Annotated in this window: 16 protein-coding genes; 8 read left to right on the forward strand and 8 right to left on the reverse strand. The window is 72.0% G+C overall.

What is annotated here, in order from left to right; translation table 11 throughout:
• Positions 1-176 precede the first annotated feature (176 nt).
• Positions 177-1,307 carry a serine hydrolase domain-containing protein gene (locus ACFULQ_RS19910; RefSeq protein ID WP_383545768.1) on the reverse strand — a complete coding sequence of 377 codons (1,131 nt, stop codon included), beginning with the start codon at positions 1,305-1,307 and terminating at the stop codon, positions 177-179.
• Complete coding sequence (locus ACFULQ_RS19915) at positions 1,304-2,680, reverse strand: multidrug effflux MFS transporter (protein WP_383545672.1); 1,377 nt, start codon at positions 2,678-2,680, stop codon at positions 1,304-1,306. Before ACFULQ_RS19915 ends, ACFULQ_RS19910 begins: the two co-directional genes overlap by 4 nt.
• Positions 2,681-2,768: 88 nt before the next feature.
• Here ACFULQ_RS19915 and ACFULQ_RS19920 point away from each other — a divergent pair, with 88 nt between their 5' ends.
• The 4 genes from ACFULQ_RS19920 to ACFULQ_RS19935 all read left to right on the forward strand — a co-directional run bounded on the left by ACFULQ_RS19920 (position 2,769) and on the right by ACFULQ_RS19935 (position 7,146).
• A complete protein-coding gene (locus ACFULQ_RS19920; RefSeq protein WP_383545675.1) occupies positions 2,769-3,791 on the forward strand; it encodes a Gfo/Idh/MocA family protein in 1,023 nt (340 codons plus the stop codon).
• Between the two features lie 37 nt (positions 3,792-3,828).
• The gene (locus tag ACFULQ_RS19925) at positions 3,829-4,587 is read left to right on the forward strand and encodes an SDR family oxidoreductase (RefSeq protein ID WP_383545678.1); all 759 of its coding nucleotides are present in this window, start codon (positions 3,829-3,831) and stop codon (positions 4,585-4,587) included.
• A 343-nt stretch (positions 4,588-4,930) separates the two neighbouring features.
• Positions 4,931-6,415 carry an ABC transporter permease gene (locus ACFULQ_RS19930; RefSeq protein WP_383545681.1) on the forward strand — a complete coding sequence of 495 codons (1,485 nt, stop codon included), beginning with the start codon at positions 4,931-4,933 and terminating at the stop codon, positions 6,413-6,415.
• Positions 6,416-6,456: 41 nt separating this feature from the next.
• Positions 6,457-7,146 (forward strand): ABC transporter ATP-binding protein, encoded by a 690-nt coding sequence (locus ACFULQ_RS19935; RefSeq protein WP_383545684.1) that lies wholly within the window; start codon positions 6,457-6,459, stop codon positions 7,144-7,146.
• Positions 7,147-7,232: 86 nt separating this feature from the next.
• Here ACFULQ_RS19935 and ACFULQ_RS19940 read toward each other — a convergent pair whose 3' ends face one another.
• Positions 7,233-8,213, reverse strand: a complete 981-nt coding sequence (locus ACFULQ_RS19940; protein WP_383545687.1) for an aldo/keto reductase — start codon at positions 8,211-8,213, stop codon at positions 7,233-7,235.
• Positions 8,214-8,269: 56 nt separating this feature from the next.
• On the reverse strand, positions 8,270-8,596 hold the full coding sequence (locus ACFULQ_RS19945; protein WP_383545690.1) for a nuclear transport factor 2 family protein: 327 nt from the start codon (positions 8,594-8,596) through the stop codon (positions 8,270-8,272).
• Positions 8,597-8,727: 131 nt separating this feature from the next.
• Here ACFULQ_RS19945 and ACFULQ_RS19950 point away from each other — a divergent pair, with 131 nt between their 5' ends.
• The 3 genes from ACFULQ_RS19950 (at position 8,728) to ACFULQ_RS19960 (ending at position 10,962) form a co-directional block, all read left to right on the forward strand.
• Positions 8,728-9,303: a DoxX family protein gene (locus ACFULQ_RS19950; protein WP_383545692.1), complete on the forward strand. Its 576-nt coding sequence runs from the start codon at positions 8,728-8,730 to the stop codon at positions 9,301-9,303.
• Positions 9,304-9,376: 73 nt separating this feature from the next.
• Positions 9,377-9,721 (forward strand): MazG-like family protein, encoded by a 345-nt coding sequence (locus tag ACFULQ_RS19955; RefSeq protein ID WP_383545695.1) that lies wholly within the window; start codon positions 9,377-9,379, stop codon positions 9,719-9,721.
• A 122-nt stretch (positions 9,722-9,843) separates the two neighbouring features.
• Positions 9,844-10,962 (forward strand): M24 family metallopeptidase, encoded by a 1,119-nt coding sequence (locus ACFULQ_RS19960; protein ID WP_383545697.1) that lies wholly within the window; start codon positions 9,844-9,846, stop codon positions 10,960-10,962.
• A 20-nt stretch (positions 10,963-10,982) separates the two neighbouring features.
• Here the strand turns inward: ACFULQ_RS19960 and ACFULQ_RS19965 are convergent, their stop codons facing one another.
• The 4 genes from ACFULQ_RS19965 to ACFULQ_RS19980 are packed head-to-tail and all read right to left on the reverse strand — an operon-like array spanning position 10,983 to position 14,838.
• Complete coding sequence (locus ACFULQ_RS19965; protein ID WP_383545700.1) at positions 10,983-12,272, reverse strand: NAD(P)/FAD-dependent oxidoreductase; 1,290 nt, start codon at positions 12,270-12,272, stop codon at positions 10,983-10,985.
• A complete protein-coding gene (locus ACFULQ_RS19970) occupies positions 12,269-13,075 on the reverse strand; it encodes an amino acid ABC transporter ATP-binding protein (RefSeq protein ID WP_383545702.1) in 807 nt (268 codons plus the stop codon). The genes ACFULQ_RS19965 and ACFULQ_RS19970 overlap by 4 nt, the downstream gene beginning before the upstream one ends.
• Positions 13,072-13,890 (reverse strand): amino acid ABC transporter permease, encoded by an 819-nt coding sequence (locus tag ACFULQ_RS19975; RefSeq protein ID WP_383545705.1) that lies wholly within the window; start codon positions 13,888-13,890, stop codon positions 13,072-13,074. Before ACFULQ_RS19975 ends, ACFULQ_RS19970 begins: the two co-directional genes overlap by 4 nt.
• Before the next feature lie 9 nt (positions 13,891-13,899).
• Complete coding sequence (locus tag ACFULQ_RS19980) at positions 13,900-14,838, reverse strand: substrate-binding periplasmic protein (RefSeq protein WP_383545708.1); 939 nt, start codon at positions 14,836-14,838, stop codon at positions 13,900-13,902.
• Positions 14,839-15,075: 237 nt separating this feature from the next.
• Between ACFULQ_RS19980 and ACFULQ_RS19985 the strand changes: the two genes are divergently transcribed.
• Complete coding sequence (locus ACFULQ_RS19985; protein ID WP_383545711.1) at positions 15,076-16,293, forward strand: CdaR family transcriptional regulator; 1,218 nt, start codon at positions 15,076-15,078, stop codon at positions 16,291-16,293.
• Positions 16,294-16,432: the final 139 nt, after the last annotated feature.

The following is a 16,432-nucleotide window of genomic DNA, read 5'->3' on the forward strand; positions in this document are numbered from 1 at the left end:
CGGGGCGGATCCGACGGCTTCCCGCGGCCCCGAGTCCCGGTCATGCCCCGTCACGGCCACCTTCCGGTCCCCGTCACGGTCAGCTTCAGGTCCCCGCCCCAGCCCCGGTCACCTCCCGGCCCCAGTCTCGCCCCGGCCCCGGCCCCAGTCACGCCCCGGCCCCGGTCACCTCCCCGTCACGTCCCCCTGACCGCTCGCGCGACCCTCGTGGCGAGTTCCGCCCGCGGTCTGTTGTCCGGTGGGCGTCTGCGCGGGTGGACGGTGTTGGCCAGGAGCACGACGAACGTGTCCGTCGCCGGGTCCAGCACCAGGGACGTGCCGGTGAAGCCCGTGTGGCCGGCCGCCCCCCGGCCCGCCAGCTCGCCCATGAACCACTTCTGGTCGATCGCGAAGCCGAGGCCCGGCGGGGTCAGCAGGAGCTCCACGAAGTCGGGGCCGAGGATGCGGGCCGGGCCGTAGGAGCCGCCCGCCAGCAGGGTCCGGCAGAAGATCGCCAGGTCCCGTGCGGTCGAGAAGAGACCCGCGTGGCCCGCGACTCCGCCCAGCGCCCAGGCGTTCTCGTCGTGGACCACGCCCCGCACCATGCCCCGGTCGGCCTTGGCCCACGGCCTGCGCTGGTCCTCCGTGGCCGCGGCCCCCGGGCAGGGGCCGAAGCCGGTGGACGTCATGCCGAGGGGGCGGGTGATGCCGTCGCGGACGAGGACGTCGAGCGACCGGCCCGTGATGCGTTCCAGGACGTGCTGGAGGAGCAGCGGGTTGAGGTCGGAGTAGGTGTAGGTGCCGGGGACGCCGATGGGCGGCTCGGCCCGCAGCAGGGCGAGGCGTTCCTCGTCGTCGGCGCAGTCGTGGAGCGGGAGCTCGGGGCGCAGGCCCGAGGTATGGGTGAGCAGCTCGCGGACGGTGATGCCGTGGGTGACGGCGGCCGTGAAGTCCGGCAGGTACGCGCCCACCCGCGCGTCGATGCCCAGCGTGCCCCGCTCGATCTGCTGCACCGCCGCCACCGCCGTGAACAGCTTGGTGAGGGAGGCGAGGTCGAAGGGGGTGTCCACCCGGGCGGGGACCCGGGACTCCGGGGGCAGTTCGACGCCCGCGTCGGTCTCGGGGTCGTAGGAGCCGTAGCGGACGGCCCAGCCCGACGCCTCCGCCACGGCGATCACCGGGCCACGTCCGGCGGCCAGGACGGCTCCCGCGGCCCAGGGGCGCAGGCCGGTGGTGAGAACCCGGAAATCCCGGACGAGGTGCCGCAGTTCCTCCGGGTCGAGCCCGGCTCGCTCCGGTGTGTCGGTGCGCAGTTTCGGTGCGCTCAGCTCTTCTCCTCCGTTCTCGAGTCTCTCGAGTCTCCCGAGTCCTCAGTCGCACGCGTGTTCCAAGGACGGCACATTGCCATGAAACACAGCAGCGCTACCAGTGCTGCCGCCACTTGGACGACCGCCATCGGGACGGCGGTGTCCTCTCCTGCCATCCCTACCAGTGGGGAGGCGACGGCGCCGATGAGGAAGGACGACGTGCCGAGCAGGGCGGACGCGGAGCCCGCGGAGTGCCGGGTGCGCAGCAGGGCGAGGGACTGGGCGTTGGGCAGGGCGAGGCCCATCGCGGACATCAGGACGAAGAGCGCGGCGGCGACGGGCGCGAGGCCGACCTCGCCGAACACGCCGGTCGCCATCAGCAGCAGGGCCACCGCCGCCGCGGTCACGATCAGCAGGCCCACGCCCAGCACCCGGTCCAGGCCGACCCGTCCCACCAGCACCTTGCCGTTGATCTGGCCGACCACGACGAGCCCGACCGAGTTCACCCCGAACAGCAGGCTGAAGGTCTGCGGGGAGGCGCCGTAGATCTCCTGGATCACGAACGGGGACGCCGAGATGTAGGCGAACAGGGCGGCGAAGGCGAAGCCGCCGGTGAGCATGTAGCCGGTGAAGGGCAGGTCGGCGAGGAGCCGGCGCATCGAGCGCAGGGCGTCGCCGACGCCGCCGGTGTGCCGGTCGGCCGCCGGGAGGGTCTCGGGCAGCCGGGCCCACACCAGGACGGCGAGCAGCGCCCCGATGACGGTCAGGACCACGAACACGCCCCGCCAGTCCGTCACCCTCAGGATCTGTCCGCCGATCAGCGGCGCCACGATCGGCGCGACCCCGCCGATCAGCATGAGGGTGGAGAAGAAGCGGGCCATCGCGACCCCGTCGTACAGGTCCCGGACCACGGCCCGGGCGATCACTATGCCGGCGGCGCCCGCGAGGCCCTGGAGCAGCCGGAAGCCGACCAGGAACTCCACGGTCGGCGCGAGGGCGCACAGCGCGGTGGCGACGACGTACACGACGAGACCGGCGAGCAGCGGGCGCCGGCGGCCCCAGCGGTCGCTCATCGGGCCGACCACCAGCTGTCCGAGCGCCATGCCGAGCAGACAGGCGGTGAGGGTGAGCTGGACGGTGGCGGCGAGCGCGTGCAGGGAGTCGGTGACCTGCGGCAGCGACGGCAGGTACATGTCCATCGCCAGCGGCGGGGTGGCCGTGAGCCCGCCCAGCAGCAGGGTGACGAGCAGACCGGTGCGGCGCACGGCGGCAGACGGCGGTTCCGTGTCCGGTACGGCCGCTCCCTGGACGTCCGGCGCGCCCGCCAGGTCGATGTTCGGCGCGCCCGGTCCCTCGACGCGGCTCGGCTGCTCCACGTGCCCCTGCTCGGGCATGTGCCCCTCCCTCTCCTGCTGATCCGGCACCTATGCTCTCAGCTCGTACAGGATGGCGACGGTCAGGTGAGCGAGGGTGGAGCCGGGCATGACGGAGCAGAGCGTGCGCTGGGGGATTCTGGCGACGGGCGGCATCGCGGCCGCGTTCACCGCGGACCTCGTGGATCTGCCGGACGCGGAGGTGGTCGCGGTGGCCTCGCGCTCCGAGGCCTCGGCGAAGGTCTTCGCGGAACGGTTCGGGATCGAGCGGGCGTACGGCGAGTGGGGCGCCCTGGCCGAGGACGCGGACATCGATGTCGTGTACGTGGCCACCCCGCACTCGGCGCATCGCGCGGCCGCCGGGCTCTGTCTGAGCGCCGGTCGCAACGTCCTGTGCGAGAAGGCGTTCACGCTGAACGCGCGCGAGGCCGAGGAGCTGGTGGAACTCGCGCAGGACGGCGGGCGGTTCCTCATGGAGGCCATGTGGATGTACTGCAACCCGCTGATCCGGCGCCTCAAGGCCCTCGTCGACGACGGCGCGATCGGGGAGGTGCGCACCGTGCAGGCCGACTTCGGGCTCGCCGGGCCCTTCCCGCCCGCGCACCGGCTGCGGGACCCGGCCCAGGGCGGGGGCGCGCTGCTCGACCTCGGGGTGTACCCGGTGTCGTTCGCCCATCTGCTGCTCGGGGAGCCCTCGGACGTCACGGCGAAGGCGGTGCTGTCCGAGGAGGGCGTCGACCTCCAGACGGGCGCGCTGCTGTCCTACGACGACGGGGCGCTGGCCTCGCTGCACTGCTCCCTGACCGGCGGTACCGCCACGATCGCCTCGGTCACCGGCTCGCTGGGCCGCGTCGACATCCCGAACGGCTTCTTCCACCCGGACCGTTTCGTGCTGCACCGGGACGGGCGCGACCCGGAGGAGTTCGTCGCGGACCCGGCCGACGGCCCCCGCAACAGCCTCAAGCACGAGGCCCGCGAGGTGATGCGGGCGCTGCGCGCCGGGGAGACCCAGTCACCGCTGGTCCCGCTGGAGGGCACACTCGCGGTGATGCGGACGCTGGACGCGGTACGGGACCGGATCGGCGTCCGCTACCCGGGCGAGCGGGCCGCGGAGACCGTCGCGCCGGCCTGATCCGCCGGCCCCCGGGGCTCGCCTACGCTGCGGGCCCATGGACACCAAGAATGTGAAGACCGCCGTGGTGACCGGGGCGGGCTCCGGGATCGGGCGGGCGGTCGCCGTGGAACTGCTGCGGGCGGGCTGGTCGGTGGCGTTGGCCGGGCGGCGGACCGAGATGCTGGAGGAGACGGCGGCCCTCGTGCCGGAGGGTGCCGCGCTCGCCGTACGGACGGACGTGTCGCGGCCCGACGAGGTGGCCGCGCTGTTCGACGCCGTGGTGGAGCGGTTCGGGCGGGTGGATCTGCTGTTCAACAACGCGGGGACGTTCGGTCCCGGCGGGGTGCCGGTGGAGGAGCTGCCGTACGAGGCGTGGCGGCACGTGGTGGACACCAACCTCAACGGGGCGTTCCTGTGCGCGCAGGCGGCGTACCGGCGGATGAAGGAGCAGGATCCGCAGGGCGGCCGGATCATCAACAACGGCTCGATCTCGGCGCACACGCCCCGGCCGCACTCCGTCGCCTACACCGCGACCAAGCACGCCCTCACCGGCCTCACCAAGTCGCTGTCGCTGGACGGGCGGCCGTACGGCATCGCGGTGGGGCAGATCGACATCGGGAACGCGGCGACCGACATGACCGCGAGCATGGGGGCCGGGGCCTTGCAGGCCAACGGGGAGGTCGTACCGGAGCCCGTGATGGACGTGGCCGACGTGGCCCGCACGGTGCGGCACATGGCGGAGCTGCCGCTGGAGGCGAACGTGCAGTTCGCGACGGTGATGGCGACGACGATGCCGTACGTGGGACGAGGTTGAACGGTCGATTTCCACAAGCGGAATTTGTCGTTCCACCCCCACCACGGCTGGTCGGCGGCTTATGCTCATCACGCGCCCTCCACAAGAGCTTCACACTTGGGGAGCGGCGTTCCGTAGGCCTCACCCGAGGGGGGAGGCGGCGGCCGTCCATGGCCCGGGTGGGGGTGGATCTCGCGTGGGACCGCGAGGTGCGCACCGGGCCTTGGACGGCCGCCGCACACATTCTCAGCTCGCGCACATCCCTTCTCAGCCTGCGCATATCCCTTCCTCACGGCCCCGCAATGCGGTGTCCCTACCTTGAGGGCGCGCCCACAGCGGGCGCCAAGAACCTTCGAGGAACGGGATGTTTGGCATCTATCTCAAGCGCGAGCTGGGCCGGCGCAAGAAGGCGGCCCTGGTCATCGCACTGGGTCTGGCGCTCGGTATCGCCCTGGTCATCACCGTCAACTCGGTGTCGGCCGGTATGACACAGGCTCAGGACAAGGTCCTGAAGTCCCTCTACGGCCTCGGTACCGACATGACCGTCACCAAGACGAGGTCGGCCCCGACGTCCGGGAGTTCGGGCAGACCGAACTTCCAGTTCGACGCCAGCTCCAACGACAGCGACGACACACAGAGCTCCGACCGCGTGATGACCCAGGGCGGTCAGGCCCTGGCGTCCTCGGTGGTCACCAAGGTCTCCAAGCAGCAGGGGGTGGCGACGGCGGTCGGCGCGCTGACGCTGAACGTCACCAAGGTCGACGGGTCCTTCACCCAGGGCAAGGCGCAGAGTTCCAGCGGGAACAGCGGGAACAGCGGCAACCAGGGCGGTCCCGGCGGTGGCTCCGGCTCCGGCGGCAACAGCACCGCCGCGCCCCAGGTCCAGGGCGGTGGCGCCAACTTCGACGTGAACTCCTACTCGGTCGCCGGCGTGGACGTCACCGACCAGACGCTCGGCCCGCTGGCCGGCTCGAAGATCACCACCGGCAAGACCTTCACCGCCACGCAGACCAACGCGAAGGTCGCGGTCGTCAGCAAGTCGTACGCCAAGGAGAACTCCCTCAAGGTCGGCAAGACCCTGACCATCTCCGGCACCAAGTACACGGTCATCGGCATCGCGACGCCCGACAGCAGCGAGTCCACCACCGACGTCTACCTGCCCCTCAAGCAGGCTCAGACGCTGGCCGACGCCAAGAACAAGGTCACCACGATCTACGTCAAGGCGACCGACTCGAAGCAGATCGACTCCGTCAAGTCGGCGATCCAGAAGAACATCTCCGGTACGACCGTCACGACCTCCGCGGATCTCGCGGAGACGGTGTCCGGGTCCCTGTCGACCGCCTCGAACCTCGCCACCAGCGTGGGCAAGTGGCTGTCCATCGCCGTGCTCGTCGCCGCGTTCCTGGTGGCCGCGCTGCTCACCTCCTCGGCGGTCTCCCGCCGGGTCCGTGAGTTCGGCACCCTGAAGGCGCTCGGCTGGCCGAGCCGCCGGGTGACCCGGCAGGTGGTCGGCGAGTCGATGGTCAACGGTCTGCTCGGCGGTGCCCTCGGCATCGGCCTGGGCCTCGCGGCGGCCTACGCGGTCACGATGATCAGCCCCAAGCTGACCGCACAGCTCGGCAACACCGGTGGCGGTGGCGGTATGGGCGGCGGTCCGGGCGGGGGCGGAGGTCCCGGTCAGCAGGCCTCGCAGAACACCATGGAGATCGCCCTGTCCGCGCCGGTCTCGATGACCACCATCGCCCTCGCGGTGGGCCTCGCCGTCACCGGCGGTCTGATCGCCGGCGCGATGGGCGGGTGGCGGGCGTCCCGGATGCGGCCCGCGGACGCGCTGCGCAGCGTGTCGTAACCCCCTCACCACTTCGCTACGCGATTCCCAACGGAGCTCTCATGTACAGACTCACCGGCGTCACCAAGCGCTACACGCGCGGCAAGGAGACCGTCGAGGCCCTGCGCGGTGTCGACCTCACCATCGAGGACGGCGACCAACTGGTCATCCAGGGGCCCACCGGCGGCGGCAAGTCCACCCTGTTGCAGATGATCGGCGGGCTCGACCGGCCGACCGAGGGCAGCGTCGAGCTGGACGGCGTCGATCTCGCGCGCATCAGCGAGGCCAAGCTGACGCGGCTGCGGGCCGAGAAGATCGGCATCATCTTCCAGTCGTTCAACCTCATTCCCACGCTGACGGCACAGGAGAACGTCGAGACCGCGCTGGTCCCGCTGGGGGTCAAGCCGGCCGAACGGCGGGAGCGGGCGGCCGAGGCGCTGCGGTCCGTGGGGCTGGGCGAGCGGCTCACGCACGCGCCCGCGGAGTTGTCGGGCGGTCAGCAGCAGCGGGTCGCGATCGCGCGGGCCCTGGTGAAGAAGCCGAAGGTGCTGCTCGCCGACGAGCCGACGGGCAACCTCGACGAGTCCATGCGGGACGAGATCATGGCGCTGCTCGAGGGTCTGTGGCACGAGTACGGGCTGACGTTCATCATGGTCACCCACGACTCGTCGATCGCCCGGCGGTCGCCCCGCCTCGCGACGATCAAGGCGGGGCAGATCACGCTGACCGAACAGTCGGTCACGCAGTATTAAGTCTGCGGGCCGGTGGGGGCTGGTCGCGCCCACGCGGCGGAGCCGCATATCGATACAGCCCCGCGCCCCTGAAGCAGTTGGGCCGCTCACCGTTCCAAGATGCGGTTGACCTCGGTCAGCTGCACGGCGGTGAGCGGTCCCTTCTCCCATGCCGCCGCGTTCTGTTCCGCCTGCTCGACCGAGCGGAAGCCCGGGATCGGGACCGTCCGCGGGCTGCGGGCCCAGATCCAGGCCAGCGCGCCCTGTGCGAGCGTGCGGCCGTCGCTCGTGAGGATCTCCTTCAGCGCGTCGATCCTCGACAGCCACTCCGGGTCGGCCGCCGTGCCGTCTCCGAAGCCCTGGAGCCAGGCCGGGGGCCTGCTGCGGATGTCCCCGGCGTCCCGCGGGCCCTGGCGCTTGCCGGCCAGCAGGCCCATCGCCAGGGGGCTGCGGTTGATGCTCGCCAGGTTCGACTCCTCGCACAGGGCCAGCAGGTCCGGGGCGTCCTGCATGACGTTCAGCGCGTGCTGTACGGCCGCGCAGTGCTCCCCCTCGGCGAAGACCGCGGCGCGGGCCGGGTCGTCGGTGCTCCAGGCGTAGGCGCGGATCAGCCCCTCGGCGACGAACTCCTCGCAGGCGTCCCGGAGTTCGGCCGCGAGAGCCGGGTCGAGGTCGGACAGGTGGAGCTGGTACAGGTCGACGCGGTCGGTGCCCAGGCGTTCCAGCGACGCGGTGAGAGCGCGGCGCGCGTACGCGGGTGTGGGGTCGGCGCCGGTGAGGGTGCGGGTGTCCTCGTCGAAGACGTTGCCCCACTTGGTGGCGAGCACGATGTCGTCCCGGCGCTTGCCGAGGGCCCGGCCGAGGACCCGCTCGCTGTGCCCGGCGCCGTAGGTGTCGGCCGTGTCGAAGAACGTGATGCCCAGATCGAGGGCGCGCCGGACCGCCCGTACGGACTCCTCGTCGTCGACCTTGCCCCAGCCGAGGGGCTGCCCGTCGGCGGCCTGCCATTCGCCGCCGATCGCCCAGCAGCCGAAGCCGAGCGCGCTGACCTCGATGCCGGAGCGGCCGAGAGTGCGTGTGATCTCCATGTCCGAGAACGCTAGGAGTTGAAGCGCACACGAAGGCAAGGGGCCGTGGGGGATGTCTACGCCTGGCCGGTCTCGAAGCGGGAGATCCGGCCGTCCTCGGCCACCTCGAAGTGCCACTTGGTGCGCATCTCGCCCCAGGTGTCGTTGCGGTAGCGGGCGATGAGGTCGCGGCCGCCACGGGACTCGTTGTCGACGTCCATGTGGCCGTGGGAGGAGAAGATCTCCCGGTCGATCCAGTCGTCGAGGTCGCGGTCGCTGCCGTCGTCCGCCATGGTCGCACCCGGTGCGAGCAGCGCCAGGAAGGCCTCGCGGTCATGCGCGTTGACGGCCGAGACGAAGGCGCGGACGGCCGGGTCGCTGAGTTTGGCTGGCTGAATCGTCATGCCCGTCAGACTGCAACCGCGGGCCCGAGGGCGCCACCCGAACGGCCGCGCGGGGTTCCGGGTGGGTGTGAGCGGTGCGACGGTGGAAACGCGAGGGGGGTCTCGTTCCGTATCTCGTGCTGGGAGTCATCGTGACCGCTTACGACCGACGTGATCTGGGCCTGCTGCTGCTCCGGCTGGGAACCGGGGGTGTGCTGGCCGCCCACGGCGCACAGAAACTGCTCGGCTGGTTCGGAGGGGGCGGTATCGAAGGGACCGGCCAGTTCATGGAGTCCGTCGGGTACGCCCCGGGCCGGGCGAGCGCCACGGCGGCCGGGTTGGCCGAGGCGGGCGGCGGCACGCTGCTCGCGCTGGGCCTCGCGACCCCCGCGGCGGGTGCGGCGGCGGCCGGCGCGATGGCCGGCGCGTCCGCGGTGCACGCGCCCAACGGCTTCTTCAACGCGAGCGGTGGCTACGAGTACGCGGCCTCGCTGGGCCTGACGGCGGCCGGTCTCGCGGTGACGGGCCCCGGCCGGCTCTCCCTGGACCACGCGCTCGGCCACACGGTCAACCGCGGCTGGATGGTCCCGGTGGCCCTCGCGGTGACGGGGGTGGCCACGGCGGCGGTCGTCGGGATGCGCGGCCGGCGGCTGCGGGAGAAGGAGGGCCAGTCCGACGACACGCAGGAGGCGCTGTTCGAGGAGGAGGCAGCGCTTTACGAGGAGTAGAAGCGCTGCACGAGGCGGAGCAGGCGCTGTACGGCGGACGAATCCGGTGCCACGTCGTGGCAAGCTGCTCCGCATGAGTGATCACGGCATGCCCTCCGCGGATCTGTGGACGTCCGTCGACGCCCTGTGGGCCTGGCTGGAGACCGATCAGCCGGTGCGCGGCCGCGAGGGGCTCCTGCTGCGGATGCTGAAGCTGTCCGAGGAGGTCGGGGAGGTCTCCGAGGCCGTCATCGGGGCGATCGGCCAGAACCCGCGCAAGGGCGTCACCCACACCTGGGAGGACGTCGAGGCGGAGCTGTGCGATGTGGTGATCACGGCGCTGGTGGCGCTGCGCACGCTGACTCCGGACACGCGGGAGGTCCTCCACCGCCATCTGGCCCGGGTGACGCGGCGTTCACTGGGGCACGGAGCCGTCTGACACGCCGCCGGTGCCCCGCGGCACGGGCTGTCACCGTCACCCGGTCGGGCGAAGCCCCCGGGCACCTCGCACCCGGCTCCTCGGACGATGAACCGGACGACGGCAGCGGCCGGAGGAGCCCCATGAACGACACCCCCGCCCCCTTCACGGAAGAGGACTACGCGAACCGTATGACCCTGGCGGCCAGAGAGGCGGCCGGGACCGGCCTGGCCGGACTGCTCATCACCCCCGGCCCCGACCTGGTCCGCCTCTGCGGCTACCGCGCCACCGCCACCGAACGCCTGACGCTCCTCGTCCTCACCCCCGGCTCCGAGCCCCGCCTCCTGGTCCCCGCCCTGGAACGTCCCGACGCGGAGGCCGCACCGGGCGCGGGCGCGGTGCGGATCTCCGACTGGCGCGACGGCCAGGACCCGTACGCCGCCGCCACCGGGCTGCTCCTCCCGAACGGCCGCTACGGCGTCTGCGACACCACGTGGGCCCTGCATCTGCTGGGGCTCCAGGAGGCCCTGCCGTTGACGGCCTACCGCCCGCTGACCGTCGTACTGCCGATGCTGCGCGCGGTGAAGGACGAGCACGAGGTGGTCCGGCTCGCGGCGGCGGGAGCGGCGGCCGACGCGGCCTACGAGGAGTTCCTGTCCGTACGGTTCACCGGGCGCCGCGAGACGGAGGTGGCCGCCGACCTGGCCCGGCTGCTCCGTGAGCACGGCCACCGCCAGGTCTTCACCTCGGTGGCGTCCGGCCGGAACAGCGCGGACCCGCAGCACGGCACGGGCGAGCGGACGCTCGGCAAGGGCGACACGGTGGTCCTGGACTTCGGCGGCCTGAAGGACGGCTACGCCTCGCACACGAGCCGCACGATCCACGTGGGCGAACCGACGCGGGAGGAACGCACGGTCCACGACGTCGTCCGTACGGCCCAGCAGGCGGCCTTCGACGCGGTCGCCCCCGGCGTGCCCTGCCGGGACGTCGACCGCAGGGCCCGCCGGGTGATCGAGGACGCGGGGTACGGCGAGTACGCCGCCGAACCCACCGGGCACGGCGTCGGCATCACCGCCCACGAGCCGCCGTACGTCACCGAGGCCGAGCAGACCCCGCTCGTCCCCGGCATGTGTCTGTCGATCGGCGCCGGGATGCGTCTGCCGGGCCGTTTCGGCGTACGGATCGCGGACGTGGTGACGTGCACGGCGGACGGGGGACAGCGGCTCACCGCCACGGATCACGCACTGGCGATCGTGCCGTGAGGTCCGGCGCCGGGAACGCGTCAGCCGCGGAGCCGGTCGAAGGCGAAGGGCGTGAGGACCTCGGGGCGGTGGCCGGTGCGGATGTACTCGGCGAGGCGGTGGCCGGTGGCCGGGCCCAGGGTGACGCCGAGCATGCCGTGGCCGGTCGCCGCGAAGACGTTCTCCCGGCCCGGCAGCCGGTCGATCACCGGGAGGCCGTCGGGGAGGAAGGGCCGGCCGCCGACCCAGGGATCGCGGATCAGGCTCACCAGGTCGTCGGGATCGTCGAACCACTGGCCCAGGTAGTGGCGGCTGGCGAGCGCCACCGCCACGATCCGGCGCCAGTCGAGGCGGTTGTTGTTGCCGCTCAGCTCCATCGTGCCGCCGATCCGCGTGGTGGCGCCGATCGGTGAGGCGACGGCCCTGCGCTCGCCGAAGTACAAGGTGTGCCGGGGTGCCGGGTCCAGGTCCACCGCGAAGCTGTAGCCCTTGCCGGCCTGGAGCGGCAGCCGGTGTCCGAGCTCGCGCAGCAGTGCGGTGGACCGCATCCCGGCCGCGACGACCACCGCCGAGCAGGGGATCTCGCCCTGGTCGGTCCGCAGCGCGGTCACCCGTCCCGCCCCGGACCGGAATCCGGTGACCTCCGCGTTCTCGTGGACCTTCACCCCGGCGTCGGCGAGGGCCTCGCCCAGCCCGCGGGCGAACGCCTCCGGGTCGACCACGCCCTCGCCCTCGACGAGGTAGGCCGCACGCACCCGGGACGAGAGCGCGCCGTCCAGCAGCCGGGCCTCGTCGCCCGTGGTGATGTCGTCGGGCATCGGATAGTGGCCCTCCGCCATCTCCCGCTGGATCGCGAGGTGATGACGGGCCTCGGCCGCCGACAGGAACGCGTGCACCATGCCGGGCCGGGTCAGCGTGGTGGTGACCCCCGCCTCGCGCAGCCCGTCGAAGAGGTCGAAGGTGTCGTGGTTCAGGTCGGCGATCGCCGCGTAGCCGCGCCGGAAGGCGGCCGGTGCGCTGCTGCGCCAGAACCGCCACAGCCAGCGCAGGAACGCCGGGTCGGGCAGGGGCCGTAGGTAAAGGGGCGAGTCCGGGCGGCCCAGGGAGCGCAGGGCGTAGCGCAGCACTCCGGGGGACGGTACGGGCGTCGAGTGGCTGAGGCAGACCCAGCCGGCGTTGCCCCGGGACACCCCCGAGCCCAGTCCGCGCCGTTCGACGACCTCCACCGCGAGACCGGCCGCCGCCAGGTAGTACGCGGTGCACAGTCCCACGACTCCGCCCCCGACGACCACCACGGGGCGGTCGCCGGTGACAGCGGGCACACCGGTCATGACGCGTTGCCGTAGGCCGCGAGGAACTCCCGGGTCCGGGCCTGGGAGGGGCTGTCGAGGACGTCCTCGGGCCTGCCCTCCTCCACGATCCGGCCGCCGTCGACGAAGACGACGTGGTCGGACACCTCGCGGGCGAAGGGCAGTTCATGGGTGACGAGCAGCATCGTCATCCCGTCCGCGGCGAGTTCGCGCATCACGCTCAGCACCTCCCGGGTCGCCTCGGGGTCCAGGGAGGACGTGGGCTCGTCGAAGAGCAGCAGTTCGGGCCTCAGGGCGAGGGCCCGCGCGATGGCGACGCGCTGCTGTTCACCGCCGGACAGCTGCTCGGGCTGTGCGAGCGCGCGGTGCGCGACACCGACCCGGCGCAGCAGCGTGACGGCCCGCTCCAGCGCCTCCTGTTCCGGGACGCCGGCCTTGCGCTGGGCCAGGACGACGTTCTCCACGGCGGTCAGGTGCGGGAAGAGATTGAAGCGCTGGAAGACCATGCCGACGGTGCGGCGCAGCCGGGGCAGGTCCCGGCAGACGGTGCGGCCGCCTTGGTGCACCATCTCCCCGGCGACCTCGATCGTGCCGCTGTCGGGGCGTTCCAGCAGGTTGACGCAGCGCATCAGGGTCGTCTTGCCGCCGCCGCTCTGTCCGATGACGCTGACGATCCGGCCGCGGTCGACCTCCAGGTCCACGTGGTCGAGGACGAGGCGGCCGTCGAAGGACTTGCTCAGCCCCTCGATCCGTACGACGGCCTCGGTCCGTGGCGTGTCAGCGGGCTGCGGGGTGGTCGGTGGGGTGGTGACCGACTCGGTCATACGGCACCTGCCTTCAGGTCGGCTTCCACGGCTGAAGCGGCTTCGGCGGCTTCAGCGGTTTCGGCAGCTTGACCGGCTTCACCGGCGGGAGCGGCTTCGGCCGGCGCGAGGAGTGCGCGGGCCGCCTTCAGGCGCCGGCGTCGAAGCGGGGAGAGGGGGATTCCCGCGCGCACCTTGCGTTCGAGGAGCAGGAGCAGTTGGGAGAGCGGGTAGCACAGGGCGAAGTAGAGGGCCGAGATGACCAGGTACACCTCCAGGGCCCGGAAGGTGGCCGAGGTGATGAGCCGCCCCTCGGACATCAGCTCGGCCGCGGAGACGGTGACCAGCAGCGAGGTGGACTTCAGCAGGTCGACGAGCATGGTGTTGGTGCCGGGCAGCGCCTGCCGTACGGCCTGCGGCAGCACGATGTGCCCGAAGATGCCGGCCCGGCCCAGGCCCAGCGCCTGACCCGCCTCCGTCTGTCCGGCGTGCACCCCGCTGATCGCGGACCGGAAGATCTCCGAGAGGTAGGCGGCGTAGAAGACGACGAGGCTGAGGCAGCCGGCGGTGAAGACGTCCAGGCGGATGCCGGCCGAGGCCAGGCCGAAGTAGGTGAGGAAGATGATGGCGAGGAGGGGGACGTTCTTGAACACCTCGGTGTAGACGGCGGCCACGGCCCGCGCGGGCCACGCTCTGCTGAGCCGGAGCAGCGCCACCGCGAGACCGAGCAGGACCGCGCCGGCGAAGCTGACGACGGTGTAGGAGACGGTGCGCCAGAGCGCGTCGATCAGGTCGGACCGGTAGTCGGACCAGGGGACTTGGAAGAGGCCGGACATGTCGTCCCCTCACTTCGCGATGGTCGGCGGGTTCCAGTCCTGCGGCCGGTCCACGCCCCGGCGCGCGGTGGCGACGTCGGCGTCCGGCTTCAGGAACTGCTCGGGGTCGCCGCCGTACTTCTCGACGAGCTGGGCCATCTCGCCGTCCCGGTACATGGCGTCGATCTGCGCGGAGATCGCCCGCTCCAGCTTGGTCTCCTGCTTCGGGAGGTAGAAGCCGGTCTGGTACGGCTGGAAGTAGGCGTAGGCGGGCTTCGCCTTGACCTGGGCGGCGGTCGGCGGGGTCAGGTACTGGGTGCTGATCTTCAGCTCCGGGCGTTCCTTCTGCGCCGCGATGATGAGCAGCGGGTCGAGGAAGCCGACGTCGACGCGGCCCGCGCCGAGGTCGTCGAAGACGCCGTTGGCATCGGGGTAGGCGTGCAGCTTGGCGCCGGGGACGGACTGGATGGACTTGACCCAGACGTAGCCCTCGACGGTGCCGAGGTTCAGTCCCTCGAGGTCGTCGACGGTCTTGTAGGTCTTGCCGTTGCGGACGGCCATCGCCGGGGGCGAGTAGTAGGGCGGGTCGGTGAACAGGCCCTGCTTCTGCCGGTCCGCGGACCAGGCGACACCGCCGACGGTGATGTCCACGCGGCGGGACTGCACTCCGGCGAGCATGCCGGCGAAGTCCGTCACCTGGGGCTTCACCGTCAGCCCGAGTTTCTGGGCCACGTGGTTGAGGATGTCGCCGTCCAGTCCGACGATCTTGCCGCCCTGGACGCTGGTGTAGGGCGCGTACGGCTCTACGGCGACCTTGATGACGCCGGGGGTGAGGGTGCCGAGCGCGGCGGTCTTCGCCGACACGTTCTTGGGGCCGTCGTCGTCCCCGGAGCCGCAGGCGGCGGTGCCGAGGAGCAGGAGGCCGCCGGACAGGGCGACGGCGAGCGGACGCATACGGATCATCGGCATGGGCCTTCCGTAACGAAGCTGAGGGATGCAGAGGGATGCAAGGGATGCAGGGGGATGCAGAGGGGGAGCCCGCCGTCTCACCGCGTTGTGCCCCCGGCGGGGAGGTGATTGGGGCCATACGCTACGAACCGGCCCCGGCCACGTCACCGTGTACTCCGTACAGACTTGTGGCCGAATTCGATCGATCCGCTGTACGGTGCGTCCAGCCCGGCCCGCCCCTCGACGGGAGGACCGCTCATGCTGAGCCCGTCACTCGCGCAGGAGATCGCCTCCGACACCACCGCCGTCATCGGCTTCAACGTGCTGATCACGGACGCGGACGGCATGGTCATCGGCAGCGGTGACAGCGGCCGGGTGGGCAGCTTCCACGAGGCGTCCGTCGAGGTCGTGCGCACCCAGGAACCCGCCACGCACAACGCCTCGCAGGCGCAGCTGCTGCGCGGGGTGCGCCCGGGGGTCACCCTGCCCCTGGTCGCGGACGGAAAGGCCGTGGGCACGGTCGGGATCACCGGGACTCCCGCGCAGGTGCGCCGGTTCGGACTGCTGGTGAAACGCCAGACGGAGATCCTGCTCAGGGAGTCCGTGATGCTGCGCTCCCGGCTGCTCGCCGAGCGGGCCGCGGAGAAGCTGCTCGCCGATGTCGCCGCGTACGACCCGCAGGTCGTGGAGGGCGACTTCCTGCTGTTCCGGGCCGCCGAGCTGGGCTTCGACCTACGGCTGCGGCGGGTCGCGGTCGCCATCGAGGTACGGGTCCCCGACGCGGGCGGCCGTCGTCAAGGGGCGCCCACCCGGGACATGGCGCTGGTCCGCTCGGAACTGCTGCGCACGGTCCGTGAGGTCTTCGCCGACCCCCAGGACATCATCGCCTCCACGGCTCCCGGGTGGATCGGCGTCCTGCGCAGGCTCCCGGACCGGCGCCCGGTGTCCTCCCTGCTGGACGACTGCCGGCGGACCACCGACGTCATCGCCGCGCAGGACGGCCTCGTCGCCCGCGCCGGTGTCGGCGAACCGGCCGCCTCGGTGAGCGGGCTGCACGACTCCTACCAGGACGCCTGCGACGCGCTGCGCCTCGGGGCCCGGGTGGCGAGCGGCTCCCCCGTCCATCTGATCACCGACCTGCGCGTCCACCAGGCCCTCACGTCGGTCTCCCAGCCGGCCCGCAACCGCCTGATCGAACGCACCGCGGCGAGCCTGCGCGCCCAGCCGGACTGGCCGGTGCTGCGCGACACGATCACGGCGTGGTGCGAGAGCGGGTTCAACCTGGTCCGCGCGTCGGAGGCCCTGCACATCCACCGGAACACCGTCGTCTACCGGATGAACAAGATCGAGCAGACGACGGGTCGGTCACTGCGGGAGCATCGGACCGCGATGGCGCTGTATCTGGCTTGTCTGGCGGATCGGTTGGGTGGGGGGCCGGGGGGCGAGGGCGGGGGCTTCGGCGACGGCGACGGCTAGGGCGAGTGAGCCTGCGGCCCGGTTGCCCGGTCGCCCCGGTCAGCCTGAGGCCGTGGTCTCCTCCGGATCGCCGCACTACCGGTCCAGCCCGTGCTTGCGGGTGCGGGGTGGAGTCGGCGAGGACACGGACGGGGTGTGC

Source organism: Streptomyces sp. NPDC057253 (assembly GCF_042669125.1).
In the GTDB taxonomy this organism is placed as follows: domain Bacteria; phylum Actinomycetota; class Actinomycetes; order Streptomycetales; family Streptomycetaceae; genus Streptomyces.

Bases quoted from the DNA above. Each gene is read 5' to 3' on its own strand.
- ACFULQ_RS19970 (WP_383545702.1), bottom strand. From the start codon at position 13,075: ATGACCGAGTCGGTCACCACCCCACCGACCACCCCGCAGCCCGCTGAC.
- ACFULQ_RS19985 (WP_383545711.1), top strand. From the start codon at position 15,076: ATGCTGAGCCCGTCACTCGCGCAGGAGATCGCCTCCGACACCACCGCC.
- ACFULQ_RS19975 (WP_383545705.1), bottom strand. From the start codon at position 13,890: ATGTCCGGCCTCTTCCAAGTCCCCTGGTCCGACTACCGGTCCGACCTG.
- ACFULQ_RS19980 (WP_383545708.1), bottom strand. From the start codon at position 14,838: ATGCCGATGATCCGTATGCGTCCGCTCGCCGTCGCCCTGTCCGGCGGC.
- ACFULQ_RS19965 (WP_383545700.1), bottom strand. From the start codon at position 12,272: ATGACCGGTGTGCCCGCTGTCACCGGCGACCGCCCCGTGGTGGTCGTC.
- ACFULQ_RS19925 (WP_383545678.1), top strand. From the start codon at position 3,829: ATGGACACCAAGAATGTGAAGACCGCCGTGGTGACCGGGGCGGGCTCC.
- ACFULQ_RS19940 (WP_383545687.1), bottom strand. From the start codon at position 8,213: ATGGAGATCACACGCACTCTCGGCCGCTCCGGCATCGAGGTCAGCGCG.
- ACFULQ_RS19945 (WP_383545690.1), bottom strand. From the start codon at position 8,596: ATGACGATTCAGCCAGCCAAACTCAGCGACCCGGCCGTCCGCGCCTTC.
- ACFULQ_RS19935 (WP_383545684.1), top strand. From the start codon at position 6,457: ATGTACAGACTCACCGGCGTCACCAAGCGCTACACGCGCGGCAAGGAG.
- ACFULQ_RS19920 (WP_383545675.1), top strand. From the start codon at position 2,769: ATGACGGAGCAGAGCGTGCGCTGGGGGATTCTGGCGACGGGCGGCATC.
- ACFULQ_RS19915 (WP_383545672.1), bottom strand. From the start codon at position 2,680: ATGCCCGAGCAGGGGCACGTGGAGCAGCCGAGCCGCGTCGAGGGACCG.
- ACFULQ_RS19930 (WP_383545681.1), top strand. From the start codon at position 4,931: ATGTTTGGCATCTATCTCAAGCGCGAGCTGGGCCGGCGCAAGAAGGCG.
- ACFULQ_RS19955 (WP_383545695.1), top strand. From the start codon at position 9,377: ATGAGTGATCACGGCATGCCCTCCGCGGATCTGTGGACGTCCGTCGAC.
- ACFULQ_RS19960 (WP_383545697.1), top strand. From the start codon at position 9,844: ATGAACGACACCCCCGCCCCCTTCACGGAAGAGGACTACGCGAACCGT.